A 20,860-nucleotide genomic window follows, 5' to 3' on the forward strand; every position below is an offset into this window, starting at 1 on the left:
TTTATTCTGCCTGCGCTGCGGCAATGACTGCACTAGGCTTGGACAGCTCTCCGTTTTCGGTTTTGACGGAAATACGGTATTCATATCCTTCGCCATAATCGATATTGTCGATATACTCAGCGCTAAGTCTGCCGCGAACCTCTTTAATTGTGCTCCACGACTCGCCTCCCTTAGGACGGCGTTCGATTAGATAGGAGCTTACGCGAAGATCTGGATGCGGGCGCCAGATGATCTTAACGCGGCCCGGAAGTCCGTAGATCGCCTGCGCAAACGGCACGGACTCTAGCATTTTCGCGGTACTTGCGATAGCGACCGGAGAAGGAGCCGAAACGCCCTTGGCGCCGTATGTGCGCACGGTGTATTTATACGAAGTGCCCGGCTGCAGCCTCGTATCTACGTAGTGAGTGGAGTATGGATCTGTGATGGTGGCGATCTTTTTGGCTTCGCCGCCGCTTGCAGGCGCTCGGTAGACGATAAAGCCCAATACGGCGGTATTTGAGTCGTATCTAGGCCACTCGAGCCCGATCTCATCGTCGCTCGTGATCGTCCTAATGCCCTCTACGCGCGGAAGGCTCTCGTCGCTTGCGCTAGGCGCGCTAGACGTAGCGCAGCCAGCCGCTAGTATCGCTAAAGTAGCGCTCAACGTTAGTTGGTAAAATTTTTTCATAAATTTCATCCTTTACCTTTTGATTTGTCGTAAAATTTAGAAATTCGCTCGGCAAGCCCGCGCAAATTTTCACCTCTTTGCCGCTTCGCGGATGGATGAAATAGAGCAAATAGGCATGGAGCAAAATTCTGCTAATTTTAGCGTTTTCGCTCTTAAATCCGTATAAATGATCGCCCAAAATGTGCCGATTTATCGAGCTTAAATGCACGCGGATCTGATGCGTGCGACCCGTGAAGAGCTTTGCCGCGACGAGATTGAAGTTCTTTAGGCTTATCGGCGGCAGAATTTGGTTTTGAGCGGGATTTTTAAAATTTAAAGCTTTATTCTCGGCGAGACGGGCGGTGCGGGTTTGAGCTGCACTCATTTTGGCGGTTAAAATTTTATCCTCGCTATCCGCGCGGCTGCTTGGAATTTTATCTACGCTTTGGATTGAAATTTTATCCGCACTCCGCATGCAATTATTTGAAATTTCATCCGCGTTATCCGTGCCTGTAGTCGCGTCTGAAATTTTGTCCTTAGCCGAAATTTTATCCGCATTACCAGTTAAAATTTTATCCGTAGCGTCGCCCAAAATTTTCTCTTCAGTCGAAATTCTACTTGCGCTTGCGTTCGCAGCCAAAATTTTATCGGCGGCTGAAATTTTATCCGCCCCCGCACTTTTGCCCGCAGCCGTACCATCGCTCGTATTTAAAATTTCATCGCACTTCTGGGCGGAGTTTTGAAGTTCCGTTAATTCCGCTCCGCTTAAAATTTCATAAAACGCGCTATTTGCGCTGCGTCCATCGGGTACGATCCCCATTTTTAGACGGTTTGCAGGGTTGCGAGCGATTGGGCGCTCGATCACGCAGGGTTCTTTCAGCGGCAAGTCGATGAGCGCGAGGTATATCCGCCCCATACTCTTGTCGCTTAGCTGCGCCGAGAGCGCGGCGTGCGCGGCGTTGTTTTTGGCGACGAGCAGGGCGCCGCTGGTGAGTTTATCCAGGCGGTGCACGATGCCCGCGCGAAGCTCGCCGCCGAGGCTAGAGAGCAGATAGCCGCGAGACTTGAGCCAGTCCACGAGCGTGGGCTCTTTGACGCTTGCGGCGGGGTGGACGGTAAGGCCCGCGGGCTTATTTACTACGAGCAGATCCTCATCCTCGTATAAAATTTCAACGTCGAAGTTTAACCTCTCTGCGCTCATTTGCTGCGGCGCGGGCGCGGGGTAGTCGATGTGCACGAGCTCGCCCGCGGATAGCTTGTAGCCGGGCTTAGTTTGCACGGCTCCATCCACTCTGACCGCTTCGGATTTGATTAAGCTTGATATTTGATTGCGCGAAATTCCAAGCTGCGAGCTTAAAAAAACATCGAGCCTTTCGCTGCATTGTGCTATTAGATTATCCAAATTTATACCTTTTTTGGCTATTCTTACGTCAAAATTTTAATAGGATTAAGCGTTGTTTAAAATTGACAAAAAGATTTTAGCATATTTTGATTTCATTCAACCTTTTTTGATCGTGCCGATAGTGGTTTTTTCATACGTTTTAATAAGCGAGGCAAACGACGTGCTGTCTTCAAAACAGGTAGTATATTTTGGCGTCGGATTTGCCGTTTTTACGCTGTTTTTTCTCTTTCCGATACGCAAATTTTTATATCTGATCCCGATATTTTATTGGATCAACATCATATTGCTGCTCAGCGTCGATTTTTTCGGCGTTAGTAAGCTAGGAGCTAGGCGCTGGCTGGAGATTCCGTTCGTGCATTTTACGCTGCAGCCCAGCGAGGTGATGAAACCCGCGTTTATCCTGATGCTGATGTATCTGATACACAAAAATCCGCCGCCGAAAAACGGCTACGGGCTGAAGGATTTTTTGCGCCTTAGTTTTTACATACTTCTACCTTTCGTTTTGATCGCGAAAGAGCCCGATCTAGGCACCGCCGCGATACTTTTTTTGACGGGATTTGCGATCCTTTTCATCATTGGCGTGGATAAAAAAATTTGGCTCACGCTGATCATCGTTTTTGTGGCCAGCTCGCCGATTTTGTACGAAAACATGCACGATTATCAAAAAAAGCGCATCGCCGATTTCATCAGCGAGGAGCCCAATTACCAGGTCAAGCAGGCGATCATAGCTATCGGAAACGGCGGCATCTACGGCAAGGATAAGGATGAAGCGACGCAGACGCACTTTAAATTCTTACCGATTGCGACGAGCGATTTTATCTTTGCTTATACGATCGAGCGCTTCGGCTTCGTGGGGGCTGCCGCGCTGATCGCGCTGTATGCGTTGCTGATACTGCATCTGCTGAGCCTGAACTACGATTTTAAAAGCGATTATCTGATACGGGTCTTTACGAGCGCGCTTGCCTCGCTCATTTTCATCTACACGGGCGTTAATATCTCGATGGTGGTGGGCTTCGCGCCCGTCGTGGGCGTGCCGCTGCCGTTTTTCAGCTACGGCGGCAGCAGCTTCATCACCTTTATGATCCTCTTTGGAATTTTGCAAAATTTGCTGACGTTTAGGATGAAGGATAACTACAAAACCTATAAGATCAGGATGTAAATTTAGCCCGTGCGGATAAATTTTGGAATTTTACAAAATCGCGCGGGACTTATTTTTAAGTCGGCGGTGAAATTTGAAGCAGCGGGCTAAATTTTAAAGCTCGCTACAAAATCACGCCGATACCGAGCGTAAAAACCACCGCGAAAAAGGCATATGTAAAGGCAAATTCTAAAGTTTGCGAATTAAAAAATCCGTGGTACAAAACGCTCGTGAAAAATCCGCCCGCGAAAGCCACGGCAAAGATCCCGATCCGCGCCGCGACGGGCTTTGCGCCGCAAAATTTGTATAGGTAAAAAACCATGCAGAAGCTGATCGCAAACCAGATCATCGCAGGCACCGGCCCGCTTAGGCCTATCATGCCGAAAAGATTGGCTAAATTTAAAAGTAGTAAAAATATCACCGCAAGCGCGATCAGCGCGGATCTGATCATCTATCGCGCCTTGCGTCGGACACGGAATTTTCAGCGTCTTGATTGAAATTTTGCGCAGAATTTTCGCACGCGCCGTCATTTGAAATTTTAAAATTTCCGTCGGAATTTTCATCGGCGTGATGCGCATAATTTTCATTGGCGCCGCTCGCGAAATTTTCACCGAGATCGCCACTGGAGTTTAAAATTTCATTCTCGCTTTGAGAATTTAAAATTTCGCCATCGCTTTTAAAGTTTAAAATTTCATCCACCGCAGCGCTTTTGCTCTGCGGCTCCCGCGCCTCTTTTGCGTCGCAGAAATCCGCGTCTTTTAAATTTGCGTTCTCATCTAAATTTTTAGAGCCTTCGTCTGCAGAATTTTTATAAATTTTGTTTGAAAATCTTTTGTGCCTGATCTGCAGATAAAAGACGAAGACAACGAATGCCACCGCGGTGATCGCGATGTAGTAGCGGTTTTCAAAGAGCAGCACGCCCTCCAGTAGCCCTGAAAACAGCGCCAGTAGCGAGGCAGTAAGAAACGGGAAGCGCACTACATCCTTTTCGCCGATCGCTAAGGCGATGAGCGCGACGCCGAAGATCGTGGCGTTTAGCAGCGCGCCTAGGATTTTGATTTCGGCGAAAAGATTTGGATTGACGCGCGAAGTGACGTAGAGCGCGAGCGCAACGGCTGCGAAAAGCAGGATCAAAAATACGATTTTTTTCATTTTGGACCTTTTAAGTTTATTTTTAAATTTTCACTTTCTTTATTTTTTTCATTCAAATTTATACTAGAATTAATATCGATTTCTTTTTTTTGGAAATATTTATATCAATCGTGTAATCTCCACCATTATGAGCTATTGTTAAATTTGCATCTGACGGAAGTTTGGTTAAAATATTTTCAAAATTTTCTTTTGTAAAAGTGTCTAATTTAGATTTATCAGTTTGAATAATCAAATTACTATCTTTATTATTTTTAACTAAACTTATATAACTATCATACAAATTTGTCGCCACTATTTTTGCTTCTTTTTCTGCTTTATCTCCAAGCGAAATTGCTGTAACTTTACCAAGCAAGTGATATGCACCAGCTGTAACAAGAGCCATAAACCAAGCAAAAGGATTATCCCAGTTATCGGCTAATATTGCACTAGTTATGCCAAAAGCAACAGCGTTTCCGTATGTTTCAGTTGAACTTTGTGTTGCTGTTTTTGCCAAAGCACCATTGATTTCTATAAAATAAGTTCGTATTTTATCGTCGTTATCTTCTGCTTTTACCACAATATCTAACGCATCTTTTGTGGCACCATTTATGTCACACAAATGTGTCCTAAATTCTAGCAATTTTACTTTTTTCACCAAGTGACAAAGTTTACAATAAATCTGTTGCTTTACAGATTTTATCTATCTCGTTAAACAATTTTTGCTCTATACTCATTTTTTATCCTTTCATTGAGTTATTTAGAATTAACGCTTTCACAATTTTTAATAACAATATTTGAGAAATTTTCTATGTCTGATAATTTTTGGCTAAATTTGATTTTAACTGTATCTTTGAAAGCCGATTTATCAATATATTTATTGTATCCATCTTGTAAATAACTATATAATTTTTCATTTACAGAAAGATTATTTTTATCCAAATAATACAATTTTGCTCCGCAACAATCAGTTTTATTAGTGCAATTTCGCTCATATTTTTCAAACATTGCATTAAAATAAAAATCTGTTAAATTTAGCATTGTCATTAACAAATTATCTTGAATTTGAAATATTTTTAAATCTCCGTATGGCAATCTTTGTATCATCAAATAAATTTCATTTGTCAAAATTTCTAACTTTTCATAATCTAAATTTTTAAAATTCATCGAGTTATCACCATTATATGCAAGTCCGTAAATTTCATCATACAACAAACACCATAAAATAATATCATCAATACTATTTTGCTCTAAATTTGCTTTTGTTTCTTTAAAGTGATAATTCATTTTTGAAAAAAGCGGTCGCATTAAAAAATTATCATAATTTACATATTTATGTAGTGTCGAAATCCAAATTTTATACTTCATAGTAGTCATAAATTCTTGTGTTATTTTTGGATTTGCCGATAATTCAATGTAATCTTTTTGTAAAGTTTTATTTATTTCAAATGTCTTTGCTACGATATTTACAACTACCAATAATACAAATGCAAATAATAAGCCTATTACAATTTTTAGAAATTTCATTTTTCTACCGCTATTTTTTATTCTCAAAATTTAATCCTGAAAATTTATTTTTTGTCAAATTTAAATCCCATCAGTATCGTTGATACCGAATTCTTTAAATTCACAAATTTAAATCTAGGCTACTAAACTTAAATTTGTGAATTTACGATTCAGCTGCACTCTTTCATGTGCATATAGCGCAGGTATTGGCGCGTTGCAACCGCCATGTCCGCAGCATTATGTAAATATCGCCGCTCTGCGAACATGGCGCGAAATTTTAGGGCGCCGCCGCGCCGCTTAAGCGCAGCCGGCGCAATATGCACGCTTGCGGCTTAAAGCGCAATCCTAATTGCACGGACGCGGTTTGAAACACGGCTCGCATTAGCGCGACTAAATTGCTATTTTCGCGCGGCTTAAATGCGACTTTGTCGGTAATTTTACCGTTAGCTGCACTCTCTGCGCTCGTAGCGCCAAGTCCGTGCTTCAAAATTTCACGCCAAGCTGCGCTAAAAATTCCGCGTCTAAGCCGTTATATATCCCTAGCTCGTGGCGCCGCAAGACGCTCCGTAACATTTACCGCCCGTAGTAAATATTTGGCATGCGAGCGAATTTTGCATGCAAACGCCGCACGTTTTGCTTTAAATTTAGCGCGGGGGCTCTAAAATTTTAAATTTACCGCCTCTGCGCTCTGTTTATCCGCAAGATCCGTCGTGCCCGCTAAACTATATCCGCGGGGCAAATCTCGGCGCCAAAATAAAATTTTATCTAGCTCGCAAAATGCGTAGCGCGTAAAATTTCATCACCTGTTTTTCTGAAAGTACGCGTCCACGCCGTTTGCGATACCCTGAGCGATGCGGTCTTGATAGGCGCTTTTGCCTAAATTTTTACCCTCATCCGGGTGCGTGATGTAGCCCATCTCCACGAGTACCGCGGGCATCGTAGCGCCCACTAACACCCAAAATGGCGCCTCGCGCACGCCTCCGTCTCTGCTTGAGAAGCTCTTTTTGACCGAGCTTAGCATATAGCTTTGAATGTCGATGGCAAGCTTGTTTGAGGAGATTATCTTCTCTCGGTTTAAGAAATTTAGGAAGGTCTGCTTCGAGAAGGTATTCATATCCTCCAGATCGCCCCTGTTTTCGAGCGCGGCGGCGTTTTTGCTGCGTTCGCTTCTAGCCGGGCTTAAGAAAAAGGTCTCCACGCCACTCATTTTAAGTGCTGAGCTGGCGTTAGGAGCGGCATTTGCGTGGATCGAAATAAACATATCGGCGTTTTTTTTAGCGGCGAAAGCGGTACGCGACCTTAAATTTATAAACACGTCGGTGCTGCGCGTATAAAGCACCTTGTAGCCGCGCTTGGTAAGCAGCGCACCGAGCTTTTTGGATGTGGCTAGCACGACGTTTTTTTCCTTCAGCCCGTTTCCGACCGCGCCCGAATCGCTGCCGCCGTGACCGGGGTCGATTACGATGAGTTTGCCCTTAGTGGATTTGTAAATTTTACCGGCGGCCACGGATGCGGTTTTGGCGCCTTGCGCATCATCTATCGTGCTGATTTGCGGCTCGCTATCTTGCTCGTGTTCGCGCTTGCGCCCTGATTTTTGATCCTTGTTTTTTTCTGCACGCGCAGATTTTGCGGCTTTTAAGCCTTCAGCCGTACTTAAAATCATCATATTGCCGTTAATTTCTACGTTTGCGTTGAATTCTTTCGGATCACTAAGTACGATTCGCACGGTCTTATCGTTGTATTGCGAGACGCGTACATCGCTAACGAAGCTATCTTTAAACCGCGTTTTTTGTGACTTTTGCCGCGCGCTAAAATCAATCACGAAGCGAAAATTATCGCTACTTGCGATCGTAAAATCTTTATAATCGCCGCGCTTTAGATCGCGGTTAAACTCAAGCACGATCTCATCCCCATCACCGCGCAGCGATGCTAAAGCGAGTTTGGCATCGGGGGCGGATTTTTTTACGCTGCTTTTGCGAAGCTCAGAATCTAGTCGCTCTGTCGCAGTGCTACCTGCGGGATTTTCGCTCGCGTCGTTGCTATGCGCATCGTCTGTTGAATTTTTTGCGTCGTCCGCACCGCGGGGCCTAGTCGAGCGTAAAAATTCCAAATCTTCTTTAGATAGCGAGCTTAGATCGGCTTCTTCTGGCGCGCGCGTCTTTTTAAGATTTTTGGAAGTGGAATTTTTTGAATTCTTAGAATTTTTGGAGGCGGGAGCTTTGGGGTTATGCGCTAAATTTGAAGCATTTTTCTCGTCCGAGCTTTTGGAATTTTTTGCGTTTTCATCTTTGAGCTTTTTAGAATTCGTGCTGCTATCGCTTGCTTTGCCTTGTAATTTGGCTAGCGCAGATTCATAAGGCGAGGAGTCGAGTCCTAAATTTTTCGAGCTGTAAACTAGCCTCTTTAGCGCTTTGATGCGGACCTCTTTATCGGATGCGCCTTGGTAGAGCGATTTTAGCTCCTTGTGCAGCGAGCGCTTGTAATTCGGCGTCGCTACGATGAAATCCTTGTCGAATTTCGCAAAAAACGCCTCGCTGGAAGCTCCAAACGCCAATACGCAACTAAAGGCCGCGATTAGAAAAATTTTAACTATCTTCGCCATTTACAAGTTTTTCTATCAATTCCTTCACGGATATGATCTCGTTCAATCGCCAGCCGTTGGCACCCGTGAAAAACAGACCGCTTTGCGTTTTGCCAAGATACGCGTCGCTTAAGCGGTCGGCGATGCAGTATCCTACGGCATTAGCGCCTTTGCCGCGCTCGCAAGGGCTTACGCAGTTGCTGATACAGCGGATCTTAGGCGCCGTGCCTGCGGCGATCATATCTTGTAAATTTGTATGAATTCCGCGCGCGGGATAGCCTACGGGCGATTTTAGAAGCTGGATGTCCTCTTTTTTGGCGTTAAGAAGTACCTGCTTAAATTCCTCCGCGGCATCGCATTCAAAGGTGCCGATGAAGCGCGTACCCATCTGCACGCCGTCGGCGCCTAGGGCTTTTACGCGATCGATGTCGGTTTTATCCCAAATTCCGCCTGCGACAAATAGCGGGAAGCTGCCCCATTGCGTAATTTCCGATTTTACTTGCGGGATTAGATTATCCAGCGCAAACGCGGGATCGCCGCACTGCTCGTAGGTAAAGCCCTGATGTCCGCCGCTAAGAGGACCCTCCAGCACTACGGCATCGGGAATTCTGTCGTAGCGCTGCTTCCAGCGTTTGGCGATGATCTTAAGAGCCTTAGCTGAGGAGACTATAGGCACGAGTGCAACGTCTGGAAAATCTGCCGTAAACTCCGGCAGATTGGTAGGAAGTCCCGCGCCGCTTATGATGATGTCGATACCCGCCTCGCATGTGTCGCGCACGATGCGCTCGTAGTCGTTCGCCGCGCACATTACGTTCATCCCCAAAGGCGCATCGCCACAAATTTTACGGGCGTTTTGCACTATCGCAAAAAGCGCCTCTTTGCTATAAAAATTCTCGCTTTGATAGGGTCTGCCCTCGAGCGATTTTTTGGCAAATTTAAGATTTTCGTAATATCCGGTGCCGACCGAGCTAATGACGCCTAGACAGCCGTTTAGGCTGACATTGCCGGCTAGCTTGTCCCAGCTGATACCAAGTCCCATGCCGCCTTGAATTATCGGGTGCGCAATCTCGTGTTTGCCTATTTTTATACTCATTAATCCACCTTTAATTTAGCGAATTTTTTCTTTCCTACTTGGAGTGTATATTCGCCCGAGCTAAGCTGAAGCTGCTCATCTAAAATTTTATTTTGATCGATGCTGACGGCGTTTGATTTTATCAGCCTGCGTGCATCCGAGCTGGATACGGCGAGCTTGCAGCTAATTAGCGCCTTTACGATCCATGCAGGCGAGCTTACGTGATATTCCTTGATCTCGCTAGGAAGCTCGCCTGCGCCGTGGACGCGGTCAAATTCCTGTTTGGCCTCAAAGGCGGTGTTTTCGTCATAAAATTGCGTGACAATCTCAGAGGCAAGCTCCTCCTTAACCGCCTTAGGATGGATCGAGCCATCCGCTACGAAGCCTTTTATTAGCTCAATATCTTCGCTGCTCTTTTGGCTTAGCAGATTATACCAATCCCACATTAACGCATCGCTGATACTCATCACCTTGCCGTACATATCATGAGGCGTATCGGTTACGCCGATGTAGTTACCAAGGCTTTTACTCATTTTATTCGTGCCGTCGGTGCCAACTAAAAGCGGCATCATAACGACGCTTTGTTCTTTGCCGACATCATAAATTCTTTGCAGCTGGCGACCCATTAAAAGATTAAATTTCTGATCGGTGCCGCCAAATTCTATATCGCATTTCATGCAAACGCTGTCGTATCCTTGCAGTAGCGGATACATAAACTCGCTGATGCTGATCGGCTGCTCGGCCTTGTAGCGCTTCTCGAAGTCGTCGCGCTCGAGCATCCTGGCAACATTGAAAGTGCTTGATAGCTCAATCATACCGCTAGCACCCAGGCGGTTGGTCCATTCGGAGTTAAACATCACCTTAGTTTTTGCGGGATTTAAAATTTTAAACACCTGCTGCTCGTAGGTTTTGGCGTTTTGAAGCACGACTTCGCGCGCTAGCTTTTTGCGAGTCTCGCTCTTACCCGTAGGATCGCCGATTTGAGCGGTAAAATCACCGATTAGAAACTGCACGATCGCGCCGTGATTTTGCAAAAATGCAAGCTTATTTAGCACGACAGCGTGCCCTAGGTGTAGATCCGCAGCAGTGGGATCCATGCCGATTTTGACGTAAAAGACCTCGCCGCTGTCGTAATAGCGCCTAATCAGCGCCTCGATCTGCTCTTCGCCGATGATCTCCGCGACACCGCGCTTGAAATTTTCCATAATGCCTTGAATGTCAGCCATTTGCTCTCCCTTATTTAGTTTTTATATACGTCCGTAAGCGATACGAAATCCACGATTTTAAAGCGGTTTTTGAGTTTGTCTTTAATCTCCGTGGAGTCTAAATTTTCGTTTAGCTCGATGATAATCTCAAAATAATCCGACGTCGTTTCGCTATTTTCGTTAAGGCTTATCGATACTAGATCGACCTCGAGCTTGACTAAATAGTTCAAAAACGTCGCCAGCGAGCCGCGCTTGTTTTCTAAATTTAATATGATCTTGTAGCGGTGCGGCGCATTACGCGTCCATTTTACGAAGATCATCTCATCGGTTTTGATTAGCTCGCTTGCACGTTCGCACAGCTTATGATGCACCGTCACGCCGTGTCCGTTGCGAAAGCCGATGATGTCGTCGCCACGCTTTGGGTTGCAGCAGTAATCAAACTCAACCTCGTCGATTTTAAAATTTGAATACACCACGATGTTGTCAAATTTTTGCTTCTCGATCTCATACTTGCTTCGAAATTTCATATTGAAAAATTTCTCTTTGAGCGGGTATTTTTTCAGCGCGTTTACGACGTCTTTTAAAAATACCGAGTCATAGGCTGCTTTGCCGATCTTTTTGTTTAAATTTTCTTTTTCAAGCCAGCTTAGAATGCTCTCCTTGCTCGTCGTAAAGATCGCACATAAAATTTTAATCGCTACTTCAAAATTTATGTCTCTGATCTTTTGCTTGCAAAATGCCTTTATCGTTGCGCGCGCCTTGCCTGTTTTGACCGAGCTTAGCCAGCTGCAGCGGTAATGCGGCTCGCTTCCGGTGATGATATGAACGATATCTCCGTTTTTTAGCTCCGTTAATAGCGGCACCTTGACGCGGTTTATAAAGGCCTCGGTTGCTTTTAAGCCCACTTGAGAGTGTATCTCGTAGGCGTAATCAAGCGCCGTGGCGCCTCGCGGCAATGTAAAAATTCCGCCCTTGGGAGAATACACGGCGATATCCTCGACGTAGAGGCTGTCTTTGGCGTATTCGTAAAGATCCTCGGCGTTGGCGTCGTCCTCTTCCTGCATGCCGATGTCGTTTAGCCAATCAAGCTTCGGATTGATCGAGCCGCTATATTTATACTTCCAGTGCGCGGCGACGCCGAATTCCGCGGTGTTATGCATATCGAAGGTGCGGATCTGCACCTCTACGATCATACTTTCGTTAAAAACGGTCGTGTGGATCGTCTGATATCCGTTTTGCTTCGGCAGCGCGATGTAATCTTTAAAGCGCGATATGAGCGGGTTAAATTTAGTATGGATTATACCAAGCGCCAAGTAGCAATCCATCGGCTTTTGCACGATGATGCGGATAGCCAAAAGATCGAGCACCTCCTCGATCGAAATTCCTTTGCGCTGCATTTTTAAAAAGATCGAGTAGTAGTGCTTCATCCGCTTTTGGATCTCAAAGCTGCCCTCGCTAAAGCCGTTTGAAAGCATATACTCCTTGATCTTTTCGCTAAATTTGCTCAAGCTCATCTGAAGCTGCTGCTTATGCTCCTCGACGTAATCGGCGATCGCCGCGTATTCTTTGGGCATGACGTATTTGAAGCTAAGATCTTCAAGCACGTTTTTGATCGATGAAATTCCAAGCCTGTGCGCGATCGGCGCATAAACCAAAAGTGTCTCCTCGCCGATGCGTTTTTGTTTATCGGGGCGAAGTGCGTCTAGGGTTAGCATATTGTGCAGCCTATCGCAGAGCTTGACGACTAGGACGCGCTGATCGTTAATGGAGATCATCAGCATCCTGCGGAAGGTAAGGGCGGTAGTGCGTAGCTTGGCGTTGCTATCGCCGGATGGAGCCAGCTTATCCTCCCTGATGTTTACGATTTTAGTAAGCCCTTCTACGATTTTGGCTACTTCGTCGCCGAATCTTTGTCTAACCTGCTCGATGCTGTAATCTGTATCCTCTACTACGTCGTGTAGTAGCGCAGATATCACCATCGCGTCGTCTCCGCCCATAAAAGATACGAAGCAAGCTACCAAAATCGGATGGATCGCATACGGCTCGCCGCTTTTGCGAAACTGTCCGTCGTGCTGAGCGATGCATAAATTTATAGCATCCACCAGTAACGGAGTGGGTTCTTTTAGATTATAAAGCAGCTGCTTGGCGCTTTGAATGTCTTTGGTATCGACGACATCGTCGATGAGACTTTCTAAGAAGTTATCATTAATCCTTGTCAACGATTCCATCTAATGCGATCTTACCTTCGGCTAGTTCCAAGATTGCTATATCGGCAAATTTCATCCTGCGAGTATCTACGTTCTCTATCAGCGGAGGTTCGCCAGCAGCTAGCTGCTCGGCGCGTTTGCTTATCATCAAAGATAGCTTATATCTATCTCCGCCCGTTACTTTTAAAGCCTTGGCTACAATTTGTTCAGTTCTCATCAATTCTCCTTAAATTTAAAATTTCAGTTTTTTACGATCGAGCAGGAGCTTAGATCTCCGCCATCGACGATTTTGTATAAATTTCCGCTCTTAAACATATTGCACACGATGATCGGAAGCGCATTGTCTTTAGCAAGCGCGATAGCCGTATCGTCCATCACCCTGATGTTGTCGTGCAGGGCTTGATCGTAAGTGACTTTGGAAAGCAATTTGGCGTCTTTAAATTTTTGCGGATCTTTGTCGTAGATCCCCATTACTTTAGTGGCTTTTATGATAGCGTCGGCTCCGATCTCGATAGCGCGGAGCGTGCCTGCGGTATCGGTCGTGAAGAACGGATTTCCGGTGCCTGCGGCAAAGATCACGACGCGACCTTTTTCGAGGTGTCTTTTGGCGCGGCCGATGATGAAGGTCTCGCAGATCGCTTCCATCTTTATCGCGCTTTGCACGCGTACATCCATACCTGCGTATTCTAGCGCCTCTCTCATCGCGATTGCGTTGATGACGGTGGCTAGCATGCCCATATGATCGCCGCTGGTGCGCTTGATGATACCGCTAGCTGCGGCGCTTACGCCTCTTATGATGTTGCCGCCGCCGATTACGATGCCTACTTCGATGCCGCCCTCTACGAGCTGCTTGATCTCTTTAGCGATAAATTTTAAAATTTCGCTGTCGATCCCAAAGCCGTTCTCTCCCGCTAGCGCTTCACCCGAAAATTTTACGAGTATGCGATTGTATTTAGCCATAAATTTAGCTCCTAATAAAATTTTAAAATATTATCCAAAAGTCGTTTAAAAATAACTTTTTAGGCTATTTTAGATGATCTTTAAGGCGGTTTATCCAGATCTTTTTCGGAGCGATTATCTCGCTAGCGCTGCCGTTTACGGCGTGATAGATCAATGTGCCGTGCAAGCTCGCGTAGTAGCGGATTATGAGGCGCTGCAAATAGGGCTCGTAGCTCGGCACGAACCAGCCGTTATTGCTGATCGCTACGACATATTTGGGCGAGCCCTCGTAAAGCTCTGCGCGCGTAGCCTCGTAGCAAACGGCGCTTCTTACGCTTCGCCCGCCAAGCTCGTAGTCGCTAAAACCGCTAGCCGTCGAAAAATCGGTCGCGCCGCCTAACAGCACGCGGTTTATGAAATTTCGCGCGAATTGGGGCAGCGGTACCATTTCGCCAAACGGCACCAAAATATGCTTATCGAAGCGCTTCATTTCCCCGTTTGCAAAAAGATAGGCGCTGTTGTAAAATTTCCCGTTCTCATACGCTTCCGCACCCGCTACTATCGTAATTGTGCGCGATTTCTCCTTTAGAGCTTTAACTAGTACATTTTCTAAATTTAGCGGCATCGCAAAGGCGCTCTCGGGCAAAATTATCGCGTCCTGCCCCGCTGCGATCGCATCGTCAATCCGAGCTAAATTTGCCAACGCGGCGGATAAAATTTTATCCTTTGCCCAGATGTCATACTGCGAAATATCGGTGTTTGCTAGTAAAATTTTAATCGGCAGCGGCTCGGGCTCTTTTTGGCTGAATTGCAGCGCGCAGATCAAAAATACCGCGAAAATTAGGGCGTTAAGTTTAGCCCGGGCGCCGCGCCCCCGTAGATACAAAACCGTGCAAAGCCCCGCTAAAATCAGAGCTAGCGCGCTAAGATCGGCTCTGAAAATTCCATGGCTTAGCAGCAGTTCAAAATTTAGCCAATCAAAGCCGAAAGGATGGATAAATTTCAGCGCTAAAAGGCATGCAGCGCGCAAAACCGGCGCGTCAAAGATCGCAAAGATGCGGAAAATAAAGGCGTAAACGAGACAAATTCCAAGAATTTCAAGCGGGATCAAAAACGCAAGATCGAAATAGATCAGGCTGAAGCCGATCCAGTGCAGCCACAGCGCGCCGATAAAAAATCCGCACCAAAACCACTCCGCCTTGCTTGCTTTTAGCAGATAAAAAAGTGCCGCTATCGCGATCAGAGGCGAGAAAAATTCCGCCGCTAGAGCGATTAAGCCGTCAAATTTAGAGCTTAAAATTTCTACGAAAATAAAATTTGAAAGCGCAAGCGCAAGAAAAAAGCCTTTATTTATGTAACTTGATGTAAAATAGCTACTTTTTAAATTTCTAATGAAGGAAACACATGGAACAGGGAAATCTCTTTGCATCAATCCTACCTATCGTCGTAATCTTCGCGATTATGTATTTTTTGATTATCAGACCGCAGCAAAAGCAGGCCAAGGATCATAAAGCGATGGTCGATGCGCTCGCTAAAGGAGATAAAATCGTCACTAGCGGCGGCATAAAATGCTCAGTCGTAAAAACCAACGAGGATTTTATCACAGTTAAGCTTAACGATGAGGTCATGGTCGAGCTGGATAAGCAATTTGTGGCAAGAAAATTAGATGACTAGTAAAATTTCATACCGCCTGCTGATCTTTTTGGCTGCGGTTATTTTTTCGGCGATTTTTGCTGCGCCTTCGATCTTTCAGACCGAAAAGGGAAGCAAGATAAACTTGGGTTTGGATCTGCAAGGCGGCCTACATATGCTTTTGGAAGTTCAAAGCGACGAGGCGGTCGTTTCAAAGATCAAATCGATCGCTGCGAGCGTCAATTACGCCGCCAAGCGCGATGATCTGCTGATGGACGGGCTAAAATTAGAAGGCGATTCGTTTGAGTTTGAAATTTTAGACGCGGACGAGGCCTCTAAATTTGATGCGATTTTGCATAGCGCCGCAAGCGGATTAGACATTCAAAAATCTGGTGAAAAATACCGCGTCACGCTAACGCCTGAGGAGGTCGAAGCGACTAAAAAATACGCGATCGAACAGGCCGTTGAGACTATCCGAAACCGCCTAGATCAATTCGGACTTGCGGAGCCAACGGTAGCAAAGCAGGGCGAGAGCTATATTTTGGTGGAGCTTCCGGGCGTCAAAAACGCAGCGGATGAGCAGCGCGCCAAGGATCTGATCGCCAAAGCGGCTCACTTGCAGCTTATGGCGGTGGACGACGTACGCCAAGACCGCGCGCAGACTATCAGCGCGGCGGACGCCAGGGCCTACGGCGACGTGATCTATCCCGACGTTAAAAATCCGAATTATAAGTATCTCATAAACGAAATTCCGGTTTTAGACGGCGCGATGCTAGTCGATGCGAAGGTTGCTTTCGATCAGCACACCAACCAGCCGATTATAAATTTTACGCTGAACTCTCAAGGTGCTCAAATTTTCGGCGATTTTACCGGTAAAAACGTCGGCAAACGTTTAGCCATCGTGCTTGACGGCAAGGTTTACTCCGCACCGCGCATAAACGAGCGTATCGGCGGCGGCAGCGGTCAGATCAGCGGCGGATTTAGCGTCGAGGAGGCGCACGACGTAGCGATAGCGCTTAGAAGCGGCGCGCTTTTGGCTCCCGTCAAAGTCTCAGAAACGCGCAGTATCGGCCCTAGCCTAGGACAAGATAGCATCGATAAAAGTATGGCGGCGCTTAGTTTGGCGGCGGTTGCGATTTTGATCTTTATGATTTTCTACTATGGCGTGGCGGGGCTTTTTGCCGACATCGCGCTTGTAGTAAATATTTTATTTCTAATCGCTTGTATGGCGCTTTTTGGTGCAACGTTAACGCTTCCTGGAATGGCGGGAATCGTGCTAACTATCGGAATGGCCGTGGATGCGAACGTTATTATTAATGAGCGCGTTAGAGAGGTGCTAAGGACGGGAGTTTCAATCCGCCAAAGTATAAATAAAGGCTATGAAAATGCGATGAGCGCGATTGTGGATTCAAATATCACTACGCTAATTACTTCTGCTGCGCTTTATGCTTACGGTACCGGCCCGGTAAAGGGCTTTGCCGTCACGATGAGCATCGGTATCGTAGCGTCGATGATAACGGCTATTTTAGGCACTCACGGAATGTTTGAGCTAGTAATAGATAAGATGGAAAAAAGCAAAAATACCGCGCTTTGGCTCGGTTATAAAGTAAGAGGAGGCGCAAATGCAAGTGTTCGATAAGGGCAAAATTTATGATTTTATGAAATTTAGATATTTTACCTTTGCGCTTTCTGCAGTTTTGATAATAGGCTCTATTGCGCTGTTTTTCATTAAGGGCATTAATTACGGCATCGATTTTAGCGGCGGTACACTCATTCAGGTTAAATACGACGCTAAAGCACCGCTTGATGAGATCAGAAAGCGCTTCGAAGCGGCAAATTTAGGTAATATCAACGTTACGGAATTTGGTAGCGATCAAGAGGTCACGATTAGATATTCGGGCGCTGCGAGTGAACTGGGTGATAATCCAGCTTTAGCGGCGCAAAAAATTTTGCAAGGCAGCGGAAACTTCGACATTCGCAAGGTCGATATCGTAGGTCCTAAAGTCGGCGAAGAGCTTCGCACAAACGGAATTTTAGCGGTATGTGTGTCGTTTGCGCTCATTTTGGTTTATATTACCCTGCGGTTTGAGTGGAGATTTGCGGTCGCCGCAGTGCTATCGGATCTGCACGACGTCGTAGTCGCCGTAGGCGCGATGATTTTAGCCGGCGTGGATTTCAACCTTGAAATTCTAGCCGCACTGCTAACTATAATGGGCTATTCGCTTAACGATACCATTGTCGTTTTCGATAGAATTCGAGAAGGTGTAAAAGATAGTAAATCGATTAAGCTTGACGAGGTTATAAACGAATCAATCTCTCACACACTATCGCGCACGCTCCTTACTTCGCTTACGACTCTCATCGTCATTGTGATTTTATTCGTCTGGGGCGGCGAGATGATCCACGGCTTTAGCTTCGTGATGCTAATAGGCGTCATAGCAGGAACTTTCAGCTCTGTATTTGTAGCTGCTCCGATGCTGATTTTGTTTAAATTTAATGTCGAGAAATACCGCGCATTTTTGGCTGAAAAACAGCGTCGTATCAAAGAGAAAGAAAAAAATCGCGCCATGTATGAAAAAGGCACGGTGTAAGGATAAAAGATGAACTGGGGAAGGGTAATTTACATATTTTTTGCGCTTATGAGTATGACTACGATAGGCGGGTTTTTGTATGAGAAGAATGAAATTTTACTTTTCATAGCAACTAGCGTAAATGCGGTCTCGACGCTTTTGAAGGTAGGCGTGCGAAATATGCTCGCGGCCGAGCTTTTCGCAAGCTCGCTCGTAGCAGATCTGCATCTCATACCGGCGTTCGTTTTGATTGTAGTAGCGCCGGGAGATCTGTCGATCGTGACCTCGCTTGCCATCGGCGCGCTACTTGCAAACTTTTTCTCGCTAATTTTAATAGCGATCGAGTCGGCAAAAACTAAAGACGAATTCTAGGAGCGCAAAATGCCTTACGATAGTAAAAGTATTGAGCTTAAATGGCAGAAAATTTGGGATGAAGAGGGAATTTTCGAGCCTAAGGACGATTACAGCCTGCCTAAAAAATATATCCTTTCGATGTTTCCCTACCCAAGCGGCCGCATCCACATGGGGCACGTGCGAAACTACAGCATCGGCGACGCGCTGAGTCGCTATTATAGGCTGCGCGGATACAACGTGCTTCAGCCGATCGGCTTTGACAGCTTCGGTATGCCTGCGGAAAATGCGGCGATCAAACACGGCATTCACCCTAAAACTTGGACTTACGAAAATATTGATTATATGAAAAATGAGCTGCACCGCCTTGGCTTTAGCTTTTCGGCTCGTCGCATGCTCGCTACCTCCGATCCGCTTTATACGCGCTGGGAGCAGGAATTTTTCATCAAACTTTTTGAAAAAGGGCTTATCTATAGAAAAAGCGCCGTGGTCAATTGGTGCGAGCACGATCAGACGGTTCTTGCCAACGAGCAGGTCGAGGAGGGTAGGTGCTGGCGTTGCGGCAACGAGGTCGTGCAAAAGCAGATGCCTGGCTACTACCTAAAAATCACCGCTTATGCGCAGGAGCTTTTGGATTGCCTAAAGCAGCTTGAGGGCAAATGGCCCGCTCAGGTGCTTACGATGCAGGAAAACTGGATCGGGCGCAGCGAGGGTTTGGAATTTAGCTTTAAATTTGACGAACAAAGCAGCGCTAAGCTCGGCGGCATCGAGGGCTTTAAGGTTTTTACGACGCGCCCTGATACGATCTACGGTATGAGCTACGCGGCGCTTGCGCCGGAGCACGAGGTCGTAAAGAGACTTTTAGATAATAATTTACTTGACGCCGAAGCTGCGGCGAAGGTGAGAGAAATTTTAAATCAAAGCCCGCGCGAGCGCCAAGCAAGCGATAAAGACGGCGTGAGCCTCGGAATCAGCGTGCTTCATCCGCTAAGCGGCAGAAAAATCCCCGTTTGGACCGCAAATTTCGTCCTAGCAGAATACGGCGGCGGTGCGGTTATGGCTGTGCCTGCGCACGATGAGAGGGACTTTGAGTTTGCGAAGAAATTTAACCTGCCGATCATTCAAAGTATTGCTCCTAAAAGCGGCGATTACGACGCTAACAAAGCCTACGTAGAGAGCGGAGTTTTGATAAATTCCGCGGAATTTAGCGGCATGGATAGCGAGAAAGCAAAAAGCGCCGTTATCTCAAAATTTGAAGAGCTAGGGCTCGGACGCCGCGTGGTAAATTTTAAACTGCGCGATTGGGGAGTGAGCCGCCAGCGCTACTGGGGCGCGCCGATCCCGATGATCCACTGCCCAAAATGCGGGCTGGTAAGCGAGGAAATTTCAAATCTGCCCGTAGAGCTTCCGCAGGATATTAAGATCACCGGCAAAGGCAATCCACTCGACGCGCATCCTAGCTGGAAGTTTTGCAAATGCCCTAAATGCGGCGGCGACGGGGTGCGCGAGACCGACACGCTCGATACATTTTTTGAAAGCTCGTGGTATTTCGCGCGCTACGCAAGCGACGAGCGGACATGGCAGCAGCGGGCGTTTGATGAGCAAAGCGTGAATTACTGGATGAACGTCGATCAGTATATAGGAGGCATCGAGCACGCGATATTGCACCTTTTATATGCAAGGTTTTTCCAAAAGGCTCTTCGTGACATAGGCTATCTGCGCGATAGTGAGCCGTTTGAGCGGCTGCTAACCCAGGGCATGGTGCTAAAAGACGGCGCAAAGATGAGTAAAAGCAAGGGCAACACCGTCGATCCCGATGACATTATCGAGACCTACGGCGCCGATACGGCGAGACTTTTTATACTTTTTGCCGCGCCTCCTCAAAAAGAGCTTGAGTGGAACGACAGCGCGGTAGAGGGCGCATATAAATTTCTTAGCCGCCTTTACGATCGCGCCAAAAACGCTTATGCTACGGATAAAATTCCACAGATCGACCACGCCGCTTTAAATAAAGAGGAAAAATATGCCCGCCTCAAAGTTTACGAGGCGCTTAAGAAGTCGCAGCAGGTTTATGAGAGCAGCTTTGCTTTTAATACCCTAATCGCCGCGTGTATGGAGGCGCTAAATGCGCTAAATGTGCAGAGCAACAAAGACGTATTTACCGAGGGCTATTTCGTGATCTTAAATTTGCTAGAGCCTATAGTGCCACACATCTGCGCCGAGCTTAGCGAGAAGCTGTTTAATAGGCGGAATTTCGGCGAGCTGCGAGTTTGCGAAGAGGTTTTTGAAAGTGATACGATCAAACTCGCCGTCACGATTAACGGCAAAAAACGTGCCGAGTTTGAAGCGGGTGCGAGCCTAAGCGAGGGCGAAATTTTAAGCCTTGCAAAGCAAAACTGCGCCAAATGGCTAGAGGGTAAGAGCGTCGTAAAAGAAATTTACGTCAAAAACAAGCTCGTAAATTTGGTAATAAAGTAGGCGAA

18 protein-coding genes and 2 pseudogenes are annotated in these 20,860 nt (G+C 46.4%); 6 read left to right on the forward strand and 14 right to left on the reverse strand.

The genetic code is table 11. The features are described 5' to 3' along the window. Position 1 precedes the first annotated feature (1 nt). The 3 genes and pseudogenes from Q0380_RS08920 to Q0380_RS10530 all read right to left on the reverse strand — a co-directional run. Positions 2–667 (reverse strand): fibronectin type III domain-containing protein, encoded by a 666-nt coding sequence (locus tag Q0380_RS08920; RefSeq protein ID WP_298962852.1) that lies wholly within the window; start codon positions 665–667, stop codon positions 2–4. After that, a pseudogene (locus tag Q0380_RS10525) lies at positions 597–923 on the reverse strand (RluA family pseudouridine synthase); the annotation flags it as partial. The gene Q0380_RS08920 and the pseudogene Q0380_RS10525, both read right to left, overlap by 71 nt. A 492-nt stretch (positions 924–1,415) precedes the next feature. After that, positions 1,416–2,069, reverse strand: a pseudogene (locus Q0380_RS10530) (RluA family pseudouridine synthase); the annotation flags it as partial. A 31-nt stretch (positions 2,070–2,100) separates the two neighbouring features. On the opposite strand from Q0380_RS10530, the gene Q0380_RS08930 reads away from it, so the two are divergent. Further along, positions 2,101–3,207: an FtsW/RodA/SpoVE family cell cycle protein gene (locus Q0380_RS08930; protein WP_298962854.1), complete on the forward strand. Its 1,107-nt coding sequence runs from the start codon at positions 2,101–2,103 to the stop codon at positions 3,205–3,207. A gap of 103 nt (positions 3,208–3,310) precedes the next feature. Here the strand turns inward: Q0380_RS08930 and Q0380_RS08935 are convergent, their stop codons facing one another. The 11 genes from Q0380_RS08935 to Q0380_RS08985 all read right to left on the reverse strand — a co-directional run bounded on the left by Q0380_RS08935 (position 3,311) and on the right by Q0380_RS08985 (position 15,253). Further along, positions 3,311–3,637, reverse strand: a complete 327-nt coding sequence (locus Q0380_RS08935) for a hypothetical protein (RefSeq protein WP_298962857.1) — start codon at positions 3,635–3,637, stop codon at positions 3,311–3,313. After that, a complete protein-coding gene (locus Q0380_RS08940; protein WP_298962860.1) occupies positions 3,634–4,338 on the reverse strand; it encodes a hypothetical protein in 705 nt (234 codons plus the stop codon). The genes Q0380_RS08935 and Q0380_RS08940 overlap by 4 nt, the downstream gene beginning before the upstream one ends. A gap of 58 nt (positions 4,339–4,396) precedes the next feature. Continuing rightward, positions 4,397–4,936 (reverse strand): hypothetical protein, encoded by a 540-nt coding sequence (locus Q0380_RS08945; protein WP_298962871.1) that lies wholly within the window; start codon positions 4,934–4,936, stop codon positions 4,397–4,399. Between the two features lie 134 nt (positions 4,937–5,070). Next, positions 5,071–5,868 carry a hypothetical protein gene (locus Q0380_RS08950; protein WP_298962874.1) on the reverse strand — a complete coding sequence of 266 codons (798 nt, stop codon included), beginning with the start codon at positions 5,866–5,868 and terminating at the stop codon, positions 5,071–5,073. A 751-nt stretch (positions 5,869–6,619) separates the two neighbouring features. After that, entirely contained in the window at positions 6,620–8,422 is a 1,803-nt protein-coding gene (locus Q0380_RS08955; protein ID WP_298962877.1) for an N-acetylmuramoyl-L-alanine amidase, read from the reverse strand. Continuing rightward, a complete protein-coding gene (locus Q0380_RS08960) occupies positions 8,406–9,494 on the reverse strand; it encodes a nitronate monooxygenase (protein ID WP_298962879.1) in 1,089 nt (362 codons plus the stop codon). The genes Q0380_RS08955 and Q0380_RS08960 overlap by 17 nt, the downstream gene beginning before the upstream one ends. Continuing rightward, positions 9,494–10,699 carry a tyrosine--tRNA ligase gene (gene tyrS / locus Q0380_RS08965; RefSeq protein WP_177389336.1) on the reverse strand — a complete coding sequence of 402 codons (1,206 nt, stop codon included), beginning with the start codon at positions 10,697–10,699 and terminating at the stop codon, positions 9,494–9,496. Before tyrS ends, Q0380_RS08960 begins: the two co-directional genes overlap by 1 nt. A gap of 14 nt (positions 10,700–10,713) precedes the next feature. Then, the gene (locus Q0380_RS08970; RefSeq protein WP_298957122.1) at positions 10,714–12,906 is read right to left on the reverse strand and encodes a RelA/SpoT family protein; all 2,193 of its coding nucleotides are present in this window, start codon (positions 12,904–12,906) and stop codon (positions 10,714–10,716) included. Next, positions 12,884–13,102 (reverse strand): DNA-directed RNA polymerase subunit omega, encoded by a 219-nt coding sequence (locus Q0380_RS08975; RefSeq protein ID WP_291935955.1) that lies wholly within the window; start codon positions 13,100–13,102, stop codon positions 12,884–12,886. Before Q0380_RS08975 ends, Q0380_RS08970 begins: the two co-directional genes overlap by 23 nt. A gap of 23 nt (positions 13,103–13,125) precedes the next feature. Next, positions 13,126–13,845, reverse strand: a complete 720-nt coding sequence (pyrH, locus tag Q0380_RS08980) for a UMP kinase (protein WP_005872284.1) — start codon at positions 13,843–13,845, stop codon at positions 13,126–13,128. Positions 13,846–13,909: 64 nt separating this feature from the next. After that, positions 13,910–15,253 (reverse strand): apolipoprotein N-acyltransferase, encoded by a 1,344-nt coding sequence (locus tag Q0380_RS08985; RefSeq protein WP_298962882.1) that lies wholly within the window; start codon positions 15,251–15,253, stop codon positions 13,910–13,912. Here Q0380_RS08985 and yajC point away from each other — a divergent pair. From yajC to leuS, 5 genes are read left to right on the forward strand one after another with little or no spacing between them, the layout of a single operon-like run. After that, entirely contained in the window at positions 15,229–15,498 is a 270-nt protein-coding gene (gene yajC / locus Q0380_RS08990) for a preprotein translocase subunit YajC (RefSeq protein WP_298962886.1), read from the forward strand. The two genes, Q0380_RS08985 and yajC, sit on opposite strands and share 25 nt — an antisense overlap. Continuing rightward, on the forward strand, positions 15,491–17,095 hold the full coding sequence (gene secD, locus Q0380_RS08995; RefSeq protein WP_298962888.1) for a protein translocase subunit SecD: 1,605 nt from the start codon (positions 15,491–15,493) through the stop codon (positions 17,093–17,095). Before yajC ends, secD begins: the two co-directional genes overlap by 8 nt. Next, the gene (secF, locus tag Q0380_RS09000) at positions 17,079–18,047 is read left to right on the forward strand and encodes a protein translocase subunit SecF (RefSeq protein ID WP_297902803.1); all 969 of its coding nucleotides are present in this window, start codon (positions 17,079–17,081) and stop codon (positions 18,045–18,047) included. Before secD ends, secF begins: the two co-directional genes overlap by 17 nt. 9 nt (positions 18,048–18,056) lie before the next feature. After that, positions 18,057–18,398 carry a DUF6394 family protein gene (locus Q0380_RS09005; protein ID WP_005872279.1) on the forward strand — a complete coding sequence of 114 codons (342 nt, stop codon included), beginning with the start codon at positions 18,057–18,059 and terminating at the stop codon, positions 18,396–18,398. Between the two features lie 9 nt (positions 18,399–18,407). Continuing rightward, a complete protein-coding gene (leuS, locus tag Q0380_RS09010) occupies positions 18,408–20,855 on the forward strand; it encodes a leucine--tRNA ligase (protein ID WP_298962892.1) in 2,448 nt (815 codons plus the stop codon). Positions 20,856–20,860: the final 5 nt, after the last annotated feature.

It is taken from the genome of uncultured Campylobacter sp. (genome assembly GCF_937959485.1).
Lineage (GTDB): Bacteria > Campylobacterota > Campylobacteria > Campylobacterales > Campylobacteraceae > Campylobacter_B.

What these genes read in the sequence shown, in the direction of transcription:
- Q0380_RS08920 (WP_298962852.1), bottom strand. Translation starts at nt 667, where the DNA reads ATGAAAAAATTTTACCAACTAACGTTGAGCGCTACTTTAGCGATACTA.
- Q0380_RS08935 (WP_298962857.1), bottom strand. Translation starts at nt 3,637, where the DNA reads ATGATCAGATCCGCGCTGATCGCGCTTGCGGTGATATTTTTACTACTT.
- Q0380_RS08940 (WP_298962860.1), bottom strand. Translation starts at nt 4,338, where the DNA reads ATGAAAAAAATCGTATTTTTGATCCTGCTTTTCGCAGCCGTTGCGCTC.
- Q0380_RS08955 (WP_298962877.1), bottom strand. Translation starts at nt 8,422, where the DNA reads ATGGCGAAGATAGTTAAAATTTTTCTAATCGCGGCCTTTAGTTGCGTA.
- Q0380_RS08960 (WP_298962879.1), bottom strand. Translation starts at nt 9,494, where the DNA reads ATGAGTATAAAAATAGGCAAACACGAGATTGCGCACCCGATAATTCAA.
- tyrS (WP_177389336.1), bottom strand. Translation starts at nt 10,699, where the DNA reads ATGGCTGACATTCAAGGCATTATGGAAAATTTCAAGCGCGGTGTCGCG.
- Q0380_RS08970 (WP_298957122.1), bottom strand. Translation starts at nt 12,906, where the DNA reads ATGGAATCGTTGACAAGGATTAATGATAACTTCTTAGAAAGTCTCATC.
- Q0380_RS08975 (WP_291935955.1), bottom strand. Translation starts at nt 13,102, where the DNA reads ATGAGAACTGAACAAATTGTAGCCAAGGCTTTAAAAGTAACGGGCGGA.
- pyrH (WP_005872284.1), bottom strand. Translation starts at nt 13,845, where the DNA reads ATGGCTAAATACAATCGCATACTCGTAAAATTTTCGGGTGAAGCGCTA.
- yajC (WP_298962886.1), top strand. Translation starts at nt 15,229, where the DNA reads ATGGAACAGGGAAATCTCTTTGCATCAATCCTACCTATCGTCGTAATC.
- Q0380_RS08985 (WP_298962882.1), bottom strand. Translation starts at nt 15,253, where the DNA reads ATGCAAAGAGATTTCCCTGTTCCATGTGTTTCCTTCATTAGAAATTTA.
- secD (WP_298962888.1), top strand. Translation starts at nt 15,491, where the DNA reads ATGACTAGTAAAATTTCATACCGCCTGCTGATCTTTTTGGCTGCGGTT.
- secF (WP_297902803.1), top strand. Translation starts at nt 17,079, where the DNA reads ATGCAAGTGTTCGATAAGGGCAAAATTTATGATTTTATGAAATTTAGA.
- Q0380_RS09005 (WP_005872279.1), top strand. Translation starts at nt 18,057, where the DNA reads ATGAACTGGGGAAGGGTAATTTACATATTTTTTGCGCTTATGAGTATG.
- leuS (WP_298962892.1), top strand. Translation starts at nt 18,408, where the DNA reads ATGCCTTACGATAGTAAAAGTATTGAGCTTAAATGGCAGAAAATTTGG.